Here is a 19744-nt window from a genome sequence, read left to right on the forward strand (position 1 = left end):
GCTGGTCATGGGATGCAGATCGCGGGCGAAAATTACATTACAGCCGTGGATACAAAATTTTCCGATGAACCGGCAGCAAAATATTCGTCATACCCGCTAAATCGGTTGATTGACGTAATGGCTGGTTGCTCCAACTCTACGAACCTAATTATTCTTGATGCTTGCCGCAACAACCCTTACGTCAGAGCTTGGAATCGCGACGCGAGTGTTAATGGACTAGCACCGGTCTTCACTCCGAAAGGCACGTTAATAGCGTTTGCCACATCACCAGGTGAGACTGCCGCAGACGGTGCGGGCCGGAACGGCTCATACACAGAATCATTGCTTCGCCATATCAATACGCCCGACATTCCGATAGAAGACGTATTTAAGAGAACTAGAAATACCCTTTCGGTGATTACGTCAGGAAAGCAAACATCTTGGGAGCACACGTCCTTAACAGGCGATTTTGTCTTTAATGTAAGTATTGGCCGCCAAATAACGATCTATTCGAGCGATGCCATTGCTGACGGCAAATATCTGCTTGCCAACACAAATCCTTTACGAGGCGTGATAACTGGCTTGAAGTCTCATGACTGGTATACGCAGAATCCTAACGTTGATGCATTAAATGTGGGGCTTCTCAGCTCGGCTGACAACGATGCTCTCTTTGTGCTTGGCAGAAACATTTATCAAGCAGCCGTTGGCAGCTCTCGCACCGCGATTGCATATCTAGACGATTTCCGGAACAAGATTAATGGATTCGAACCTGACAAGGTAAAAGCATTTTTGGATGGAATAGTATTCGAAATATTTTTCAACTCCAAGGGCGAGCTTCGAAGGGATTTCAAGATCTCCCTTTTCAATACAGTATTTAAATTGAGCGCATTCCCTGAGTTTTCACAAAGCTTTGAGTTTATTTCTGAGGCGCTCAACAATTACCAAAATCGGTTCTATGTAGTACCAGGAAAACAACGGGCTGTTACGGTTGATATTTCTACCATCCAAAATGATAGTAACGAAAGCATTATCACTGGTGTCTTCTTCGAGGGCTTCAACATCCTTCGCCGGTCAGATGATCCGATAGCAGTATTCCTCAAAGACAAGCCATCTTTTTATCCAACTAGCCTCGACCGTCTAAAAGACCAGATTTCGATGGAGATGGTTATACCTATCTCCCAGCTAACTCTGAACCCGACAACGCCTATCTCATCCAATGGAATGCTGTTTCCCTCATACCATACCGTTTCAAAGTAGTTAATAGCATGCGGTGGGTATTTATGCATTCCACCGGACCTGCGCGAAAAACCGAGCAGGCCGGTGAATTCAAACGTTATAACTCTATAAGTTCAACTACGGAGAAAATGATGTATCAATGTCCAAAATGCCACTCAACAGACACATATAAAGAGAAAATACTTGGCGCTGACACAGGGGATCGCATATGTAACTCTTGTGGTCATATAGGTTCCGCGAATTCATTCAAGAAGAATGATGAGACATTGAAACAACAAAATAAATCCGTATAGGTGGCGCATGGCCTGGGTTATATCAAATACAAGCGATAAAAAACCACAACTATATTGTTTCAATGTGTCGCCATTGGATAACAAGTGGCAGCTTACATCAATCAATTCAGTAAAATATGATTTTGATGGTTCAATACTTTTATCACCGGAAACCTTAACTGAATTGTCAACTCTTGGTGTGGCTGTATTTGAGACAAAAACATCAGCAAAAGAGGCGTTCAAGTTATTAGGGGTTGCAACATGCCGATATGTAGAGCTCCGACTAACCATCACAAAAGAATTTATCGCTAGACCTTTCACTGCCGAGTCTAACTGGACTGATTTAAATAAGCTTATCTAGTTATAATCGGGTAGCCGGGGGTTTCTAGCCCCCAGCCCCCACAACACCCTGCATGCGGGTCCGCACAGGGCGTTTCACTTAGAGTGGTGAAGCCGTATCCAACCATCGCGCAGCGCAAATAATCCTTGGGATTTCAGATAGGCGTTCGATAACGCCTGCTGGATCCCCGGGGTTTTCGAGCTACGCCATGGGCCTTTACTGGTGATGCCACATGCTAGGCTAACATATTGATCTTGTTTATCCGCTCGCAGATTTGCGTTCCGGCTTCCTTCAGACCGCTCCTCGCGGATAAGCCCTTGCCATTCGCTAGTAGTTAGCCTCAGCCAAAGTGCCGAGGGTGATCTTCCTACAGGGGACTTTCACCCCATCAGTTCATGCCCATGCTGGGCGTACACAACTAGTTTAAGTCGTTCGCTTCGCTCACTGGGATGCGCATAAAGCCGCGTGCCCCATAACTAAAATGTTAGGCATCTATATGAGTTTGGTTTTCTATAAGTTCAAATCGGTTAATACATGGCTAATAGAGTCAATTGTTTCAAATACAATTTATGCTGCAAGCCCAGAAGAGCTAAACGATCCATTTGATTGTCAAATGGATTTAAAACATGAGATCAATAAGGTTGTCGCAGCAGACTTACCCATCGCAAATGAGTTTTTACTGTCCACATACATAAATGATGATTTCTTCCTTAAATGGGATGAGATGTTAAAAAAATGTGGTGTTTTATCCTTCGGGCTTTCAAATAAAGACCCTAGAGATAATGTATTAATGTGGACTCATTATGCAAAGGAACACACCGGGATTTGCTTGGAGTATTGTATAGATGATGACTTCATTAAAAGCAACTGGATGCACCAAAAGGATTTAGGCAAAAATTCATTAATCATTTGCCGCGACGTTAAGTACAAGCCTGAATTATTGCTTGAATCTCTTATAGAAAAAGAGTCAAGCATCGAAAATTTCATGAAAAATTTGGTTGTTGATTATTTAACAACTAAATCTATGCCATGGAACTATGAAAACGAAGGTAGAGCTATTTTTTATGACTCAGGACTTATCACATTACCAACAAACTCTCTAGCTTCAATCACATTTGGCCTTCGAACCACTGAAAGTCATCAGAATTTATTAATGAATATTCTATCCAATTATTCCCCACACACTAAAATAATGAAATCAGTAATAGTTAAAAATAAGATAGCAACAATCATTGCCTAATCGGGTAGCCGGGGGTTTCTAGCCCCCAGCCCCCACAACACCCTGCGTGCGGGTCCGCACCAGGGCGGGAGCACACTTTGATTTTGAATGTTTTTTACTCAAAAATGGCGCGCTATATTTCATAACTCAGCAGAAAAAATCATTTTTCTCCGAGATTTTTAACGTCATACGCCTGATGGACGAAAAACAAACGAAGTATGCTCCCGCCCTGGGTCCGCACAGGGCGTTTCACTTAGAATGGTGAAGCCGTATCCAACCATCGCGCAGCGCAAAAAATCCTTGGGATTTCAGATAGGCGTTCGATAACGCCTGCTGGATCCCCGGGGTTTTCGAGCTACGCCATGGGCCTTTACTGGTGATGCCACACGCCACCGCCGTCCGAACGTGGACGCCCCGGCTCATCAGGTTCCGTACCTTGGTGCGCGGCTTTCGCCACTGCCGCCAATAGGCCATCCGTATCCGGCGGCGGATCCATTGATCCAGCTCCACGCAGAGTTGATAGCAGTTGGCGATACCAAAGTAGTGGATCCAGCCGCGCAGGTATTGGCTCGTTTTGAAGAGTCGATACTCCATCGCGACGCCCCAGTTGCGGTTGGTCCTGACTCTTATACACAACTCCCATCCCGTTAATGAGAAATCCAGGGAAGCTGAGGCGCCCTCCCCTTTTTTCAAGGGGAGGGGTGGGGTTTGCTTTTTAGCTGGTGAAACATCAAAAGCCACCCCCTCCCAACCTCCCCCTTGGCAGGGGGAGGAGCTGTTCGAAGCTTTTTCCGGCATTTATCTCACCAATTGGCCAAAAATGTGTATGAGAGACAGGCGTAGACACCATCAAGGCTTGCGATGCCATGCGTACGAATACGCTACGCTATTCGCACCTACGAATTCCAAATGGGTTTTGTAACTCAAAAATGCGGTGACGGGATGACCTTTAAGCCGACCGTAGGTCTTATGGGACTAGGCCTTCGAGCACCAACACATAATGGGAACCGCGCCGACTTTCACCCCATCAGTTCATGCCCATGCTGGGCGTACACGCCAGTAACGCTCAACCCCGCGACTTCGGACTGAGCCTATTGCCACCCCTGGCGCTACAGGAACGGCCAACGGAGCCATCGGCACCGAAACCAAGAAGCCCGCAGTTAAGCGGGCTTCTTGCATCTAGAACAACGCCAAGGTCAGGCGGAGATAAGCCCCCGAGCGATCAACTGGGCCAGCAGCTGCTCCACCCCTTGCTGTACACTCACCCCATGATTATGCAGGTGTACCTCGGCCTGCTCGGGCGCTTCATAGGGATCATCGATGCCGGTGAAGTGTTTAATCTCCCCCGCTCGGGCCTTCTTGTAGAGCCCCTTGGGATCCCGCTCTTCGCACTCGCTCAAGGGGGTATCCACAAACACCTCAATAAACTCCCCTTCCGGCAGGCGAGCCCGGATGGCTGCCCGCTCGGCGCGATAGGGGGAGACAAAGGCGGCCAACACCACCAGGCCCGCATCCACCATCAGCTTGGCCACCTCCCCCACCCGGCGCAGGTTCTCCTGGCGATCGGCGGTGGCAAAGCCCAGATCCGAACAGAGGCCATGGCGGACATTGTCGCCATCCAGCAGATAGGTGTGAATGCCCCGCCGGATCAACTCGGCCTCCAGCGCGCCAGCCAGCGTCGATTTACCCGAGCCGGAGAGGCCGGTAAACCAGAGCAGGGCCGGCTTATGCCCCTTCTGGGCGGAGCGGGCCGCCTTGTCGATATGGTGCTGATGCCAGACAATGTTCTCCGTTGTCACTGGGTTGTCTGTCGTTACTTGTTTATCCATAAAACCTCTTACCAATCTGGGCTCATCAGAGTTGGCTGATATCCAGCGCCTGCCAATGGGGGAAGTGCTTGCGCACCAGGGCATTGAATTCCAGCTCGAACTCGCTGAACTCACGCTTAGCCTCCACCTGGTCAGCCAGAGCTTCCACCACCATGCCGGCCCCTATGGTCACATTGCTCAGGCGATCGATGACGATGAAGCTGCCGGTATCCCGCACCTGGGTGTAAGGGTCCGCGCCCACGGCGTTGGTCAGATCCAGCTCCACCAGACCTATCTCGTTGAGCTTGAGCTCGGAGGCCGCATGCTGCTCCAGAGTATTCACATCGATGCGATGACGTATGGTTGAGAATTGCCCCTGGGTCTTCTTGGTCGCCAGCTTGATGTCATACAGACGCCCCGTGGTCAGGGGGGACTCCGTCATCCAGACCAGATGAGCCAGCAGACGCTTGCTCACCTGGGTCGGCGCGTCCGGGGCCACCAGCAGATCGCCACGGCTGATATCGATCTCGTCCTTCAAGGTCACGGTAATGGCCTGACCGGCCTGGGCCTGGGCCAATTCACCATCAAAGGTGACAATGCGCTCGACCACACTCTGTTTGCCCGATGGCAGCACCTTCAGGGTATCACCCGGCTTCAAAGTACCAGCGGCCAGTGTGCCCATATAGCCACGGAAGTTGAGATCCGGACGGCTGACCAGCTGCACCGGCAGACGGGCTGGCAGCTCGTTGTTATGGGCGCCCACTTCTGCATTTTCCAGCAGGCTCAGCAGAGGCTCGCCCTGATACCAGGGGGAGCGATCGCTTAAGGTCACCAGGTTGTCGCCGTCTACTGCCGAGAGCGGCACCACCTTGATATCGATAGCCGGCAGCGCAGCGGCAAAAGCCAGGTACTCGGCTTTGATGCGCTGGAACGTCGCTTCATCGAAATCCACCAGGTCCATCTTGTTGATGGCCACAATAAACTGGCGGATCCCCAGCAGGCTGGCGATAAAGCTGTGACGACGGGTCTGCTCCAGCACCCCCTTGCGGGCATCGATGAGGATGATGGCCAAGTCACAGGTGGAGGCACCGGTGGCCATGTTGCGAGTGTACTGCTCATGGCCCGGGGTATCGGCAATGATGAACTTGCGCTTGGTGGTGGAGAAGTAGCGATAGGCCACATCTATGGTGATGCCCTGTTCACGCTCGGCCTGCAGGCCATCCACCAGCAGGGCGAAGTCCAGCTTCTCGCCACGGGTACCCACCTTCTGACTGTCGGAGTGCAGGCTCTTTAGCTGATCTTCATACACCTGACGGGAGTCGTGCAACAGACGGCCAATCAGGGTGCTCTTGCCATCATCCACGCTGCCGCAGGTCAGAAACCGCAGCAGGCTCTTGTGCTGTTGTTGGTGCAGATACTCTTCGATGCTTCCGCTTTGTTTGATCTCTTCGGCAATGGCGCTGTTCATCATCTTCTTCCTTTCAAATTCTGCTCTGGTGACTATCTATGCCTTGGGGATTAGAAGTAGCCCTGACGCTTCTTCAGCTCCATGGAGCCTGCCCCATCATTGTCGATCACTCGCCCCTGACGCTCGGAGCTGGTAGAGACCAGCATCTCCTCGATGATCTCCGGCAGTGTGGTGGCATGGGACTCGATAGCCCCGGTCAGCGGATAACAGCCCAGAGTCCGGAAACGCACCCACTCCTGCTTCGGCGCTTCACCCTCGGCCAGCGGCATACGCTCATCGTCCACCATGATGGTGACGCCATCGCGTTCCACCACAGGGCGGGGCTTGGCGAAATAGAGCGGCACTATCTCGATGTTTTCCAGGTAGATGTATTGCCAGATATCCAGCTCGGTCCAGTTGGAGAGCGGGAAGACACGGATGCTCTCGCCCTTGTTCACCTGACCGTTATACAGGCGCCACAGCTCGGGGCGCTGGTTCTTGGGATCCCAGGCGTGATTCTTGTCGCGGAAGGAGTAGACCCGCTCCTTGGCCCGGGACTTCTCCTCATCGCGACGCGCACCACCGAAGGCAGCATCGAAACCGTACTGGTTCAGCGCCTGCTTCAACCCTTCGGTCTTCATGATGTCGGTGTGCTTGGCACTGCCGTGGACGAAGGGATTGATCTCCATGGCCAACCCATCAGGGTTCTTGTGGACGATCAAATCCATGTCGAACTTCTTCACGGTGGCATCGCGAAACTCGATCATCTCGCGGAACTTCCAGTTGGTATCCACATGCAGCAAGGGGAAGGGGAGCTTGCCCGGATAGAACGCCTTGCGTGCCAGATGCAGCATCACCGAGGAGTCCTTACCGATGGAGTAGAGCATCACCGGGTTTTCAAACTCGGCGGCCACTTCACGGATGATATGGATGCTTTCCGCTTCCAGTTGTTTCAGATGGGTCAGTCTTGCTGCATCCAATGGTTGAGTCATGGCTTGCTACTCCTGTTGCGCTAAATTCTGCGGTGTCGGCCTCAGGCCAGTGACACCAAATGTTCGGAACCCGTGGCACCTAAACCGCCACCCTGCTGGCCGTGAAACCAGCTCAAACTATCGGCCAGCGCGGCAACCTCGCCCACCACTATCAGGGATGGGCTCTGAGCGCCTTGGGCTAACTGGGCCAAATTTTCTAACTCGCCACGGAGCACCCGCTGGGCGGCTGTGGTACCGCGCTCTATGAGGGCCACGGGCGTCTTGGGCGAGCGGCCATGGGCCAATAATCTTTCCTGTATCACAGGTGACGAGATGAGCCCCATGTAGATAACAAGGGTCTGGTTGCTGGCCGCCAGTGCCGGCCAATCCGCCTCCTGGCCATCCTTCTGGCAATGGCCGGTAATAAAGACCGCGCTCTGGGCGTGATCCCTGTGGGTCAGCGGAATACCTGCATAAGCAGTTGCTCCGGCGGCAGCGGTTATACCCGGCACGACGGAGAAGGGGATCCCTGCCGCCTTGGCGGCCTCGAGCTCTTCGGCACCGCGACCGAACATGAAGGGGTCGCCGCCTTTGAGACGCACCACCCGCTTACCGGCCTTGGCGTGGGCCAGCAGCAGGGCATTGATTTCGTTCTGCGGTACACTGTGTGCGCCCGCCTTCTTGCCGACGCTGATGCGCTCGGCATCACGGCGGATAAGATTCAGCACTTCCGGCGACACCAGTTGATCATAGAGCACCACTTCGGCCTGCTGGATCTGCTGCAACCCCTTGAGCGTCAGTAACCCCGCGTCGCCTGGGCCCGCGCCTACCAGCACGATTTCACCGCCCTGCTGCTCTGTGCTCGCCAGCTCGTCGGCCAGCCAGGCACGACCACCCGCTTCGTCACCACTTTGCAGCAGCGCCGCCAGACGGGAGGAGGCAAACGCCCGCTCCCAGTAACGACGCCGCTCGGTCAGGGAGGCGAAGGTCGATTTTACCCTGCCTCGCAACTCCCCAGAGAGGCGCGCCAGGGCTCCCAGGTGGCTAGGCAGCAAGGCTTCCAAGCGCTCACGCAGCAACCGAGCCAGTACCGGCGCGGCCCCCCCACTGGAGACCGCCACCATGATGGGTGAACGATCTATGATGGAGGGGAAGATAAAGCTGGAGTTGGCTGGATCGTCCACCACATTGACCCAAAGCCCGGCCACTTCGGCAGCCACCGCCACAGCGGCATTCACCGCTTCATCATCGGTGGCAGCAATCACCAGGCGCTGACCATGGAGTTGCTCGGGGGCAAACTCGGTGGCCAGATGCACGAGGGCGGCGGCCTCCCGCAATTCAAGTAATTCATCATGCAAGTGCGGAGCAACCACAGTGACCCTGGCACCGGCATCCAGCAGCAGACGAGCCTTACGCAAGGCCACATCTCCCCCCCCCACCAGCAGGATGGGGCGATCAGCGACCTTGGCAAACAGGGGTAAGTACTCCATCTTCGTCTCTCCTTTGCATTCTCAGTATGAATATAAGGGTCGCCACTAAGCGCATAAAATAATAAAAACGCACTTTTTATACCAATTGGTTATTAAAAAGGAGTATAGGCTGAACGCGTGGCAGGCTGAAAAAGCGCTACCGAGTGGAAAATGAGCTATTTCGCTATAGATAACACAACGGTAGCAAGCAAGAGCAGGCTATGATGTGAGAGTCAATCATCCCACAACTGTTCATGCAATGAGGAGCAAGCAATGCTGCCAGACGGCAATCTAATAGGCATCATGGTGGTGGTCGCCGTAGTGGTGATCTTCATCCAGGCCGGCGTCAAGATAGTGCCCCAAGGTTTTAACTGGACGGTGGAGCGCTTCGGCCGCTACACCGGCACGCTGCAGCCAGGCTTCAATATCCTGATCCCCTTCGTCGACAAGATAGGCCGCCGCATCAACATGATGGAGCAGGTGATGGACATCCCGCCCCAGGAGGTGATTAGCCGCGACAACGCCAACGTCACCATAGATGCGGTGAGCTTCATCCAGGTGATCGAGGCCCACAAGGCCGCCTATGAGGTGAGCGATCTGATGCAGGCCATCCGCAATCTGACCATGACCAACATCCGGACCGTGCTGGGTGCCATGGAGCTGGATCAGATGCTCTCACAACGTGACACCATCAACGAAAAGCTGTTGATGACCATGGATGCCGCAACCAGCCCTTGGGGGGTCAAGTTCACCCGTATCGAGATCCGCGATGTCAAGCCACCGTTGGATCTCATCGCGGCCATGAATGCCCAGATGAAAGCCGAGCGGCAGAAGCGGGCCGAGATCCTCGAAGCCGAAGGGGTTCGTCAATCACGGATCCTCAAGGCCGAAGGGGAGAAGCAATCCCAGATCCTCAAGGCCGAAGGGGAACGGCAAGCCGCCTTCCTCGCCTCAGAAGCCCGGGAACGGCAAGCCGAGGCTGAGGCCCGCGCCACCGAGATGGTCTCTGACGCCATCGCCAAGGGCAGCAGCCAGGCCATCAACTACTTCGTGGCACAGAAATATACCGAGGCCCTAGGCCGCATTGGCGACAGCCCCAATAGCAAGATCATCATGATGCCGCTCGAAGCCAGCTCCCTTATAGGCGCCATCGGAGGGATCAGTGAACTGTTCAAATCCGGGGCGACCGCCACCACCCCAACCAAGATGGACAGCAATAAACCGGAGGAGAGTGGATGGAGTTCCTGACCCAACTGACCTGGGTCCACTGGCTGATACTCGGCGGTGTACTGTTGATCCTGGAGTTACTCGGTGGTGCAGGCTACTTGCTTTGGCTCGGCATGGCGGCCCTCAGCGTCGCCGCTTTGGTGGCACTGCTGCCGCTGGAGTGGGTCGGGCAATGGTTGCTGTTTGCCATCTTCGCCTTGCTGTTGACCGGTGGCTGGTGGTACTGGCAGCGCCAGCGACTGCAAAGCAATCGGGACGATCCGGCCAATCAGCTCAACCAGCGGCCACAACAGTGGTTGGGTCAGGAGGCCACCCTGCAACAGGATGTGGTCAATGGCTTGAGTCGGGTCAAGCTGGGTGACAGCGTCTGGCCGGTACGGTGCCCCCACCCCCTGCCCGCAGGCAGCCGGGTGCGAGTCAGCGCCACCGATGGCATCATGTTGATCGTGGAACCACTGCAACCCTAAACCACTCGCTGTGGTCTCGGCTACACCTCTGTATTGCCCCCCGACACCGCCCCCAAGCCAAGGGGCTGTGTCGGGGGGCCTGCATACCCGCCAACCGTCATAACCAAGTTCGCGATTACTATCAGGGCCACCTAACCGAAAACCAGGCCATGGAGATTCCCCATTCGGGCCGGCTCCCGTGCACAACCTCTCTGGCTACCCAGCTCACCCCATGATCATCGAACGACACCCTACAAGCCTCCCGCATTGTTGTATTGGCCCCATGCACCTCACCCTCCACCGGCAAGTCGGCTTGGTCTCCCTCTTTTAGCTGAGAAAATATAACAGGGTGAACGCCCTCCCTTATGCCCGTAGAGTGGCACCCATATATTTTTCGCAAATACAACCGACGGTTCTAACAGGCCACATATCAGGAAGGCTTATGTCACTTCGTACCCCAGTTTCCCTGCTCGCGCTACTCCTCATCAGCAACCAGACTTATGCCGCCAGCCCACGTATTGTAGGTGGCCAACCCAGCAGCGTCGGTCACTGGCCCTATCTGATGCATATAGTGGATGACAGTGTCAGCAGCGCCGGCTACCAGCATATTTGTGGAGGTGGCTATCTGGGCGATGGCCTGGCCGTCACCGCCCGGCACTGCATCTTTGCCGATAAGGTACTGACGCAGAAGGTGTGCATTGGCAATCTGGACACCCTCAACCGTAACAACTGCTATCCCATCATTGCCTATAAGCGCTTTGATAACGCCCAGGCACAAGCGTTACTTGGTACCGAAAATATCAGCGGCGACATAGCCCTGCTCAAACTCGATGGCGTGCCAGAAGAGCTCCCCGCCATGACCTGGCCCAGCCAGGAGCTGGACAGCAGCCTGGCCCCACAAGAGACGCTGACACTGCTCGGCTATGGCTCTACCAGTTACGATAGTTATCAACCCGCCAGCCAGTTGCGCCAATTGGATGCCCAGCGGCTACCCAGCGCCGACTGCGAATCAACCCTGAAACTGAGTGCAGGCAAACTCCCGGCAGATCATATTTGTATTCAGCAGGCCAAGGTAGGATCGGCGCCAGGAGACAGTGGTACACCTAACTTCTTCTGGCGCAATGGTGCCCCCATACCTGTGGGGCTGGTCAGTACGGGTGAAAACTTCATCGTCAGCTATGTGCGCTACGCCATTTATCATAGCTGGTTGAGCCAAGTGGCTGCCGAGTGGCTACCCGCCAGCACTCCGATGAAGGAACACTATCGCCTGCTGTTGCCCAGCGATAACAGTAACTCGGCTCCACCCGTGCTCACCCTGCCCCTGAGGAACTGGAGCGATACCCCTGTCGCGTTCAACCTCCAACGGGAGACCGCATCCCAATTTGCTACATCGGGAACCCCCTGCCAGCAGATCGATGCCCAGGGTCTCTGCCAACTGCCCCTCTACCTGGCTAAGGCCAACAAGGGTCATACCCGCGAAACCATCCAGTATCAACTGGGACAAACGAGCCAGAGCCAGATAGTGACTACGGATCTGGCCGTTCCGTTGACACCTCCCGGCAATTGGGTCGCCCCCAATGTCCAGTGGTGGAGCGGTGGCCCCACCCCCTGGGCAGCCATGGCGCTAGCCCCGGATACCACGCTCTCCAACGTCCCCCTGGATACCCAAGAGAATTCAGATCTGGTGGCACAACTGCAAGGCCCGGGGACGCTCTCGTTCAAGCTCGACTCACTCGGCAGAACTAGCCTCTCTGGCTTAGTGATCCGTCTGGATGAGAACACGACCCATCTGCTCAATAACTACTGCATCGGCCAGACTTACAGTATCGAGATCCCGGTCGGCGAGCACAGGGTCACCTGGCATGCCTACAACCATGAGGTGGACCAGGTGGGGACGATAAGTAACCTGAGCGAAGTGCGCTGGCCCGATGGCGTCACCAGCACAGCCGAGCCCTACTGCCGCAATGCCCCCAAATATACCGTCCCTGACAATCCAGCCAATGATGTAATCCAACCTGACAGTGGTGGTGGCACGTTTGGCTGGCTCGGGCTGGGGGTGCTTGGCGCATTGGCCTGGTTTAGACGCAAACCCCTTTAGGGGTCACAACAGAGAAGGCGCCCGTAGGCGCCTTCTCTGTTTAGCATTACCGAATGGCGTGACCACCCATTACACCTTGAATTGACGCACCCGACCGCTCAGCTGTTGGGCCAACGCGTCCAGATCGTTGCCGGTCTGCAACACACTGCCGGAGAGGGCCGCCGCCTCTTCCGTCAGGCCATTGAGTTCGGAGACACTGCGATTGACCTCATCCATTACCGAGCTCTGCTCTTCAGTGGCCGAAGCAATCTGGAAGTTCATATCCAGCACCTGGGTCACCATCTGCTGGATCTCGGCCAAGGAGTTCCGGGTCTTGTCGGCCATGCCTAAGGTTTCAGCCATCTGGCTGCTACCGCGCTCCATGGCCTGCACCGCACTCTGCACCCCCTGTTTCAAGGAGGCGATCATCTGCTGAATATCCTCGGTAGAACGCTGGGTACGACTAGCCAGAGTGCGCACCTCATCGGCCACCACCGCAAAACCACGGCCCTGCTCGCCGGCCCGCGCCGCCTCGATGGCGGCATTGAGCGCCAACAGATTAGTCTGTTCGGCAATGCCACGGATCACATCCAGTACCGAGGTGATCTTCTCCGACTCATCCGCCAACTGAGACACCATCTTGGCCGCATCCTGGATGCTGCCTGACAGCTGGTGATTCATCTCCACGTTACGATTAAGCAGTTGCATCCCTTGGTTAGCACTGGTTTGCGCTAAATGGGTCTGATCAGACGTCAGCTGGGCATGACGGGATATGTCATGAACCGCTTGGCTGATCTCATTGAAGGCCGTCACCAGCGAGGCCAGTTGGGTACGTTGACTTTCGCTGATGTTATCTACCCGCAAGGAGATTTGGCGCAAACTACCGGTAGATTGTCCCAGCGAACCCACATCACCGAGCAGTTGCCGCACCAGGCCCTGTAGTTGATCCAAGAAACGGTTGAAACTGCGAGCCAACTTGCCCAATTCATCCTCAGAGGTCACCGGCAAGCGGCTGACCAAGTCGCCCTCACCCCGGCTGATATCTTCCACTTTGAGATAAACAGCCTGAATGCTGTCGATGATGAGCTTGGGTCCAAAATAGATGAGTGCCAATCCAACCAGCACGGAAAAGATCAGCAGCCCCAGGGTCCAGAACTGCCGACTATCGGCCATGGTCTCAGAGGCTTGGCGCAGGGTTACCGCTAGCTTTTCATCCAACTCCCCCGCCAGATTGTACTGCTCACGCAGTACCGAGAACTTGCCATCCAGGCCGTCATGCAGGGCTTGCGCCTCGGCAAACTTCCCCTGCTCTACCAAGGTAAAAACCTGGAGCGCATCGCCCTTCCAGGCATTGAACAGCCCAGAGAAGTTTTGCAGCTGACCCGTCACCTCGGGGTAGGGCGCCATGGCAGTCATAAACTTCTGCATGCGGTCCCAGGCCTGTTGGGTATTCTCGGTAAAGTCCTGTTTATAACTCGCCGCCTTGTCACCCTGACCCTGAGCCAGCAAGAATTGCTGCTGGGCTGTCAACGCCTGGTAGAGATCCCGGTCAGCATTGAGCACGTCACCCTGAGCCGGCATCAGAGTCCCGGCAAAGGTATCGGTATTGCCCTGCAGGCGATCCAGGGCTATGTAATTCAAGCCGCCGATGATCAGGATAAACAGGGTCAACAGCACCAGTCCGAAAGCGGCCTTGATGCGAATACTCATGGAATTTAACAACATCTTCTTCTCCCTTTACCTGCCTAGCGCTTAGTCCATGCCAAGTGCGTTATCGACCGAAGCCGGATCATAATAAAAACAAATAACCACGCAGCTATCCAGCAACCGGCCGCCACAACCGCTCAGTTGCGTAATGCTGCTTCCACATTTACCCCGAACGTCAACACACCAATCGGCTGGCCACCCTCATTCTCTCTAATTAAGAAACTGATATGGCTTAAAAAATGCTGCGTAGACGCGTCATAATTCACGTGAGTCACTCTCCCATCACGGCCTCGATCCAGCCACCCTTGCGGATGCGGCATGCCAGGCAGGTTACGCTTCATAGGCTCAATAAATTTCTCTTCATCACCCTGCCAGTAGTCTGTAGTCCGACGGCTAGCAGCGACCAAGACCCCCTTACTATCCGTCACCAGCAGCTCGGTGTAGCGGCCATGAGCGGTTTGCTGCCAGCGATTGAGCTGCACAGATAACGGCGAACTCAAAATGGCCGTCATCCACTCAAGCGTGTTTCCCCGCTCGACTGCCGCCTGCCATTGACTATCCAAATTCAGTATAGCCTTAGGTGTCAGGGTCACATGCTGCTGGTTGATCGACAGCAACTGCTTGAGCAATTCAGGATCCTGCAACCAGGTCATCGCATCCGTTGTCGCCAACTGCTGCAACTTCTGCTGCTCGCCCTTATCCAGGCTCAAACCCGGGACATCACAATGGGGAACCGCATCATTAAACTGCGACAGAAAACCGGGTTGCTGAGTGAGAAGATGGTTGGAGAAATAGACGCCCAGTGGCGCATAGCGCTCGAAACGGCTGGCCAGGGTGAGCGGAGTCGAGGTCTGCTGCGCCCGTAACCGCGCCATAGCCTGTTGATCGACCAGGACGGTATCCACGCGACCAATGGCCAGCAGGCGCAGCAGACTAGGAAGTTGATTGACCACCTGGGCCACTGGAATATGTCGCTCCTGCAACCACCCCTCCTGATTACTGCCCCGCAATACCCCAATCCGGAGGTCGGCAGGAAAATTTTCCGTCTGGAGTCGCTCAGGCTGAAAACTAAACCAAAACCATTTTTCTAATACCAGGGGGGCGGACAGCCGGGCATAGGGCTCGATCTCCGGCAGAGGCATGCTGCTAAAGAAGCCATCCGATTGACCATTGCGCAAATTACTTTGGGCGCGACGCCAGGGGACTATCTCGGTCACATAACGAATTTGCAGCTTATCCAAGGCACAATCGAGTACATCAACTGCACTCCCCTTCAACAGACCATCGATCTGCACCTGATAGGGCGGCACCAAGCTGGTATCCAAACGCAAAGGCGGGCGCGCCCAACCAGACTGAATCCACAGAGTGCATAGCAACAGTAAAGAGAGAGTGCGCACAACAGCCTCCACGGCAAGCTCATGCACTAATTGTGGAGCATATGACGTAATGGCGAGATGGATTTTTCAGTATAGAAGGTGTGCCAGTGCAAAAAATGAGAAACAAATGAGGAGTAAACCCACATCATTCTCTTCATAGCGAACAACCGGGTCCTGGCACGACCCGGCTGTGATGAGGAGGAGCAAGAGCATCCCCTCAAAGTAATTGATATTGCTCTACTAACTGACGTTTGTGCCCATAGCGTGCCAGCAGTTCCTCCTGACTCTTACCGGCGTTGTCATAGAAGAGGGCTCCGCCCTCCTGCAGGGCGCTGAACCGCTCACGAATGCACTGTTCAACAAAATCCAGGCGGCGCAGGGTGAAGGGGGTACAGCTCTTGCCATGCAGATCATCTTCGATATCCAGCACCTGAGAGCGAAAGTTCTCCACTTCGAACAAACGCTCCAGGCTCGCATCATTGACCAACGCCTGCTGCCAGCGCGAGATAAACGACCGCACCCAACTTAGCACCTGCTGGCTAGCCCCTTGCCCGGTTAACCACTCGAGTTTTTGCTGGTAGAGATCCAGGGCCACCACTTTAAGTTCGCGGTAGAGGGCCAGTGCCTGTTGTGGGCCCAATGCCTCTTGCCGCAAGAGCCAACCGAAGAAGTTACGGGTCTCAAAGCGTTCGCAGGCATGAAACAGCGGGTCGCTTATCCCGTTACTGTTGAACTGAGTAAGCGGATCGAACGGGTACATATAACCAAAGTCGAACAACCAGATATGGCCACTGTCATCTATGATGTTGCCGGGGCAGAGATCCCACTCCATCAGGCCCGCCTCTTCACAGGCCACCGCCGTCGCCAATATCTGACGGAAGATGGGCGCATCGAAGCGATTGAGAGGCTTACCCGGCAACCAGGGCGAGAGGATGATCCCCAGCTGAAAGTCGGCATAGAGGGTAGGAACTATGTGGTCAAAACGTCCGGCCCAGGCCGCATCCCCCTTGAGACGGCTAAAGTCGGCACGCCGCTGCACCTCATTTAAAAACGAGGTCTGACCATCCACATTACGAACCAAGGACTCGGCTCGCTTCTGTTTGAGGGTGTAGTGAGCCCCATTGATGCACAGATGCAACACCTGTGCGGTCAAGCCCCCACCAAAGTGCTCCACCACATAGGGAGAGTCCAACCTCAGAGCGGCCAGCTCAACCGGTGGCAGCGGGCACGCCTGAACATCACCGACCACCAGATTGGCACCACTGTTTACAAAGGCCAGCTGGGCCTGCTGCCGCGCGTCTACCTGGGCATTCATATTTCACTCCTTTGATGTTTCAAACCGCCCTCGCTTGTATCCGCAGGGGGCGCTGTGTCATGACAGGCTCGGAACCATGAGAGCTCTGGAACCATGAGAACACTTTGCCAGCGCCAAAGAGAGAGCACCTGCCCCCAGCCGGTGGAACCGGGGGGTGGAACGCGCTTAATCTTGCGGCTTCTTGACTCCACCCACAGACAGCTTAGCTTAGCTCAACTGAAAATAGCCTCTGGTGCGAGACGCCAAGCGTTAACGCTTACAGAAGAGACAAAGGAGTCCCAATGCCCCCGCTCACCTCCCCCCTTGAACTGGCTACACGGCTGCGGGCTGCACTGCTGGCCCATGCCACGGCGCAGGGAACCGCCTGGCAACAGGCAGTACAAAATGGAGAGGTGCTCTGGGTCGCCGCCCCTCAAGGCTATGGCCATCACCTGGCCGCGCTCGCCCCCCATGCGCGGCTTTCGGCCGATATCCCCTGCACTTACCTGGATGAATCAAGGTCAAGTGGGCCCACCTCACAGGAGTGGTGCCGCGCCCTCGATGGCGCCCCAAGGCTGGTGTTGGCCCGACCTAGCAGCCGGGGAGAGGGAGAGCTGCGCCTACAGGGCGTAAAGGTGGTGCGCTTGAGTGCCCGGGAGCTGAGTTGGCCCGCCGAGGGGGCGGATCCGGATCCCGAGCTCCACCCATTGATCTGCCATTGGCAACCCAAGCTGGGAAGCTGGCCCCTGGCCTGGCAACTGCTGGCGCAAGCCCTGGAGGTCAGTGGGCGGCAGGGCGAAGATCCTCAGCAACTGCTGACCCTGTGGGGAGCGGATCTCCTGGCGCGCACTGGCCTCCCACCCCAGCTCTATCAGGCACTGATCCTGATGGCGCCTGACCCAGTACCCGAAACCCCACTGGATCTGCCTACTTTGAGTCAGCTCTGTGGCTTCGGTGCCGGGGAACTGACCCCCTGGCTGCACACACTGCAAGACGCGGGTTGGCTACTCCCCCAGGCCGAGGGCTGGCAGTGGCAACCGCTGATCGCCTGGTTGCTGGCCAGGGTGCGCCTGCAACCCGGCACCGACTGGCAGGCACTGTTACCCAATCTGACAACCCTCCCCTTAAACCGCCTGCTGATGCTCCTTCCCTACCAGGAGCCCCAGGCTCCGGCCCTGCTGCTCCGGTTGCTGCCCGCTATCGGCTGGCACTGCATAGAGCTGGCTCAGGGGGAGTGGCTAAGTCACACCCTGTTTACCCTGCCCCTGGCAACTCGGCGCGCGCATCCGCCACTCACGCTGCTGGAAGCCTGGGTTGAGCTGGAGATCACCAAGCACAGCGAGCGGGCCCGCGCCGCCTTGGAGCAGCTGGATCTCTGCTCACTGGATACTCAGGGGCAACAGGTGGCTCAACTGCTGTTTGCCATCACCGACTTTCACTTTGATGATGCGGCCAGTGCCCTGCAGAAGTTGAAGTCCATCCCCCCCCTGCCCGCCCCCTGGCACACGGCCCAGCGTCTGACCTATGCCATGGCCTGCCTCATCACGGGTGAGCTGACCACAGCCCAACCCATCCTCGACGCCCAGTTTGCCTGTGCCGAATCGTCTGGCCAGTACCACCTCAAGCTGGTGGCCGCCAATCGCCTGGCACAACTGCACTTCTATCGCGGGGACTGGTATGCCACCGAGCGCGTACTGCAGCAAGCCCGTGAGTTTGCCCACAGCCAGGGGCTGGCCTCGGATCCGGCGCTGGACTCCAACTACCGCATGCTGGCGGATCTGGCCCTGCTACGCGGTGAACCTGAGCGCGCGGAACAGTGGATGAGCCGTGGTCAACCCCTGGCCGCCGCCTGGGGCGCGTACTGGGAGTTGCCCTACCGCACCCAGCAGCTATTGGCCTTGCTATGGCGCAATGAGCGCCACGGCCTGCGCCAGCAGGTCGCCGCACTGGATGAGCGTCGCTTCAGCCAGCACTACTGCCGCCAGTGGCAATTTCGCACGGGCCAGGCGCTGGCCTGGGGCTATATCCGGCTGGAGGAGCGCAATGGTCTGTTGCGCCTGCTGGAACGCACCCCCTGGCATCAGAGCTGTGGCGATCTCTACGATCTGCAAGACAACCTGTTACACGGCTGGCTATCCCTGCTCTGCGAACAGCCCCTGCAGCAAGTGGCACAACTACACCCCCTGCAACAGCTAGCCAGCCACTGGCAGTGTGCCTGGCTGGAGTGGCAGGCCAGGCTGTTACTCCTCTGCCAGCAGGCCGAGCAGGATGAGATAGCGTGCGACGCCTGGCATGAGCTGCTCACCGAGATGCTAGATAAACAGGCCAAGCCCAAACTCCCTTTTTTACTGGCGGGTGCCCGCGTGGTGACCCCACTGCAGAGCCTGTGCCGCTGGAGCCAGTGCCGGGAGCCGGTACTCGACTTTGCCCGCCAGTTGCTGGCTCAGCTCACCGCTCCCTTGCTAGAGGCGACGCCCTTGCCAGAGCAGGACGATCTCAGCCCCAGGCAGCGGCAGATCTTGCGGCTCATTGCTCAGGGGCTCAGCAACGAGCAGATCGCCGAGCGGCTGTTTGTCGCCCCCTCCACCATCAAGACCCATATCAACCACCTCTATGCCAAGCTGGGCGTCAACAATAGAGCCGAGGCCCAGGCACTAGCACGCCAGCGCCTGGGATAAGGAATCGGGGATGAGAGAGACCGGCGGTTGAGCGATTATTCGCAAGAGTTTTTGACCCCACGCTAAATTTGCGGTTCAATGCGCGCCATACTAGTAAGCAGCTCACCGGGCCAACTCATCATGAGCGGCTCGGCGGGCTGTTTTGCTGCGCCGCCGCCGTTTATCCAAACGCCAGCCTGCGCCCCCTCCAGCCACACC

At 56.0% G+C, this 19744-nt stretch carries 15 protein-coding genes; 7 read left to right on the top strand and 8 right to left on the bottom strand.

The features are described 5' to 3' along the window. From ACZYTD_RS00005 to ACZYTD_RS00015, 3 genes are all read left to right on the top strand, one after another. Window positions 1–1236: caspase family protein (locus tag ACZYTD_RS00005; protein ID WP_463887553.1), on the top strand; the 1236-nt coding region annotated here is incomplete at its 5' end. A 279-nt stretch (window positions 1237–1515) separates the two neighbouring features. Further along, window positions 1516–1848, top strand: coding sequence for a hypothetical protein (locus tag ACZYTD_RS00010; RefSeq protein ID WP_463887555.1), 333 nt, complete (start codon window positions 1516–1518; stop codon window positions 1846–1848). Between the two features lie 475 nt (window positions 1849–2323). Continuing rightward, complete coding sequence (locus ACZYTD_RS00015) at window positions 2324–3067, top strand: DUF2971 domain-containing protein (RefSeq protein ID WP_463887558.1); 744 nt, start codon at window positions 2324–2326, stop codon at window positions 3065–3067. A gap of 228 nt (window positions 3068–3295) precedes the next feature. Here ACZYTD_RS00015 and ACZYTD_RS00020 read toward each other — a convergent pair whose 3' ends face one another. The 5 genes from ACZYTD_RS00020 to cysG all read right to left on the bottom strand — a co-directional run bounded on the left by ACZYTD_RS00020 (window position 3296) and on the right by cysG (window position 8762). After that, window positions 3296–3844 carry a group II intron maturase-specific domain-containing protein gene (locus ACZYTD_RS00020; protein WP_463887561.1) on the bottom strand — a complete coding sequence of 183 codons (549 nt, stop codon included), beginning with the start codon at window positions 3842–3844 and terminating at the stop codon, window positions 3296–3298. 398 nt (window positions 3845–4242) lie between these two features. Next, a complete protein-coding gene (gene cysC, locus ACZYTD_RS00025; protein ID WP_463887564.1) occupies window positions 4243–4875 on the bottom strand; it encodes an adenylyl-sulfate kinase in 633 nt (210 codons plus the stop codon). A gap of 25 nt (window positions 4876–4900) precedes the next feature. Then, a complete protein-coding gene (gene cysN, locus ACZYTD_RS00030; protein ID WP_463888442.1) occupies window positions 4901–6322 on the bottom strand; it encodes a sulfate adenylyltransferase subunit CysN in 1422 nt (473 codons plus the stop codon). Window positions 6323–6372: 50 nt separating this feature from the next. Beyond that, window positions 6373–7281: a sulfate adenylyltransferase subunit CysD gene (cysD, locus tag ACZYTD_RS00035; RefSeq protein ID WP_463888444.1), complete on the bottom strand. Its 909-nt coding sequence runs from the start codon at window positions 7279–7281 to the stop codon at window positions 6373–6375. A gap of 53 nt (window positions 7282–7334) precedes the next feature. Further along, complete coding sequence (cysG, locus tag ACZYTD_RS00040) at window positions 7335–8762, bottom strand: siroheme synthase CysG (RefSeq protein ID WP_463887566.1); 1428 nt, start codon at window positions 8760–8762, stop codon at window positions 7335–7337. Window positions 8763–9044: 282 nt separating this feature from the next. Between cysG and ACZYTD_RS00045 the strand changes: the two genes are divergently transcribed. The 3 genes from ACZYTD_RS00045 to ACZYTD_RS00055 all read left to right on the top strand — a co-directional run bounded on the left by ACZYTD_RS00045 (window position 9045) and on the right by ACZYTD_RS00055 (window position 12512). Next, window positions 9045–9989: an SPFH domain-containing protein gene (locus ACZYTD_RS00045; RefSeq protein WP_463888447.1), complete on the top strand. Its 945-nt coding sequence runs from the start codon at window positions 9045–9047 to the stop codon at window positions 9987–9989. Next, a complete protein-coding gene (locus tag ACZYTD_RS00050; protein WP_463887568.1) occupies window positions 9977–10435 on the top strand; it encodes an NfeD family protein in 459 nt (152 codons plus the stop codon). The genes ACZYTD_RS00045 and ACZYTD_RS00050 overlap by 13 nt, the downstream gene beginning before the upstream one ends. Window positions 10436–10856: 421 nt before the next feature. Continuing rightward, complete coding sequence (locus tag ACZYTD_RS00055) at window positions 10857–12512, top strand: trypsin-like serine protease (protein ID WP_463887570.1); 1656 nt, start codon at window positions 10857–10859, stop codon at window positions 12510–12512. Between the two features lie 69 nt (window positions 12513–12581). Here ACZYTD_RS00055 and ACZYTD_RS00060 read toward each other — a convergent pair whose 3' ends face one another. The 3 genes from ACZYTD_RS00060 to ACZYTD_RS00070 all read right to left on the bottom strand — a co-directional run bounded on the left by ACZYTD_RS00060 (window position 12582) and on the right by ACZYTD_RS00070 (window position 16889). After that, the gene (locus ACZYTD_RS00060) at window positions 12582–14216 is read right to left on the bottom strand and encodes a methyl-accepting chemotaxis protein (protein WP_463887573.1); all 1635 of its coding nucleotides are present in this window, start codon (window positions 14214–14216) and stop codon (window positions 12582–12584) included. Between the two features lie 119 nt (window positions 14217–14335). Then, entirely contained in the window at window positions 14336–15595 is a 1260-nt protein-coding gene (locus tag ACZYTD_RS00065) for a substrate-binding periplasmic protein (protein ID WP_463887576.1), read from the bottom strand. A gap of 196 nt (window positions 15596–15791) precedes the next feature. Further along, window positions 15792–16889, bottom strand: coding sequence for a protein kinase family protein (locus ACZYTD_RS00070; protein WP_463887578.1), 1098 nt, complete (start codon window positions 16887–16889; stop codon window positions 15792–15794). Between the two features lie 281 nt (window positions 16890–17170). Here ACZYTD_RS00070 and ACZYTD_RS00075 point away from each other — a divergent pair, with 281 nt between their 5' ends. Next, the gene (locus ACZYTD_RS00075) at window positions 17171–19546 is read left to right on the top strand and encodes a LuxR C-terminal-related transcriptional regulator (RefSeq protein ID WP_463887581.1); all 2376 of its coding nucleotides are present in this window, start codon (window positions 17171–17173) and stop codon (window positions 19544–19546) included. Window positions 19547–19744: the final 198 nt, after the last annotated feature.

This window comes from Pseudaeromonas sp. HNCC25DJ180 (assembly GCF_055413345.1).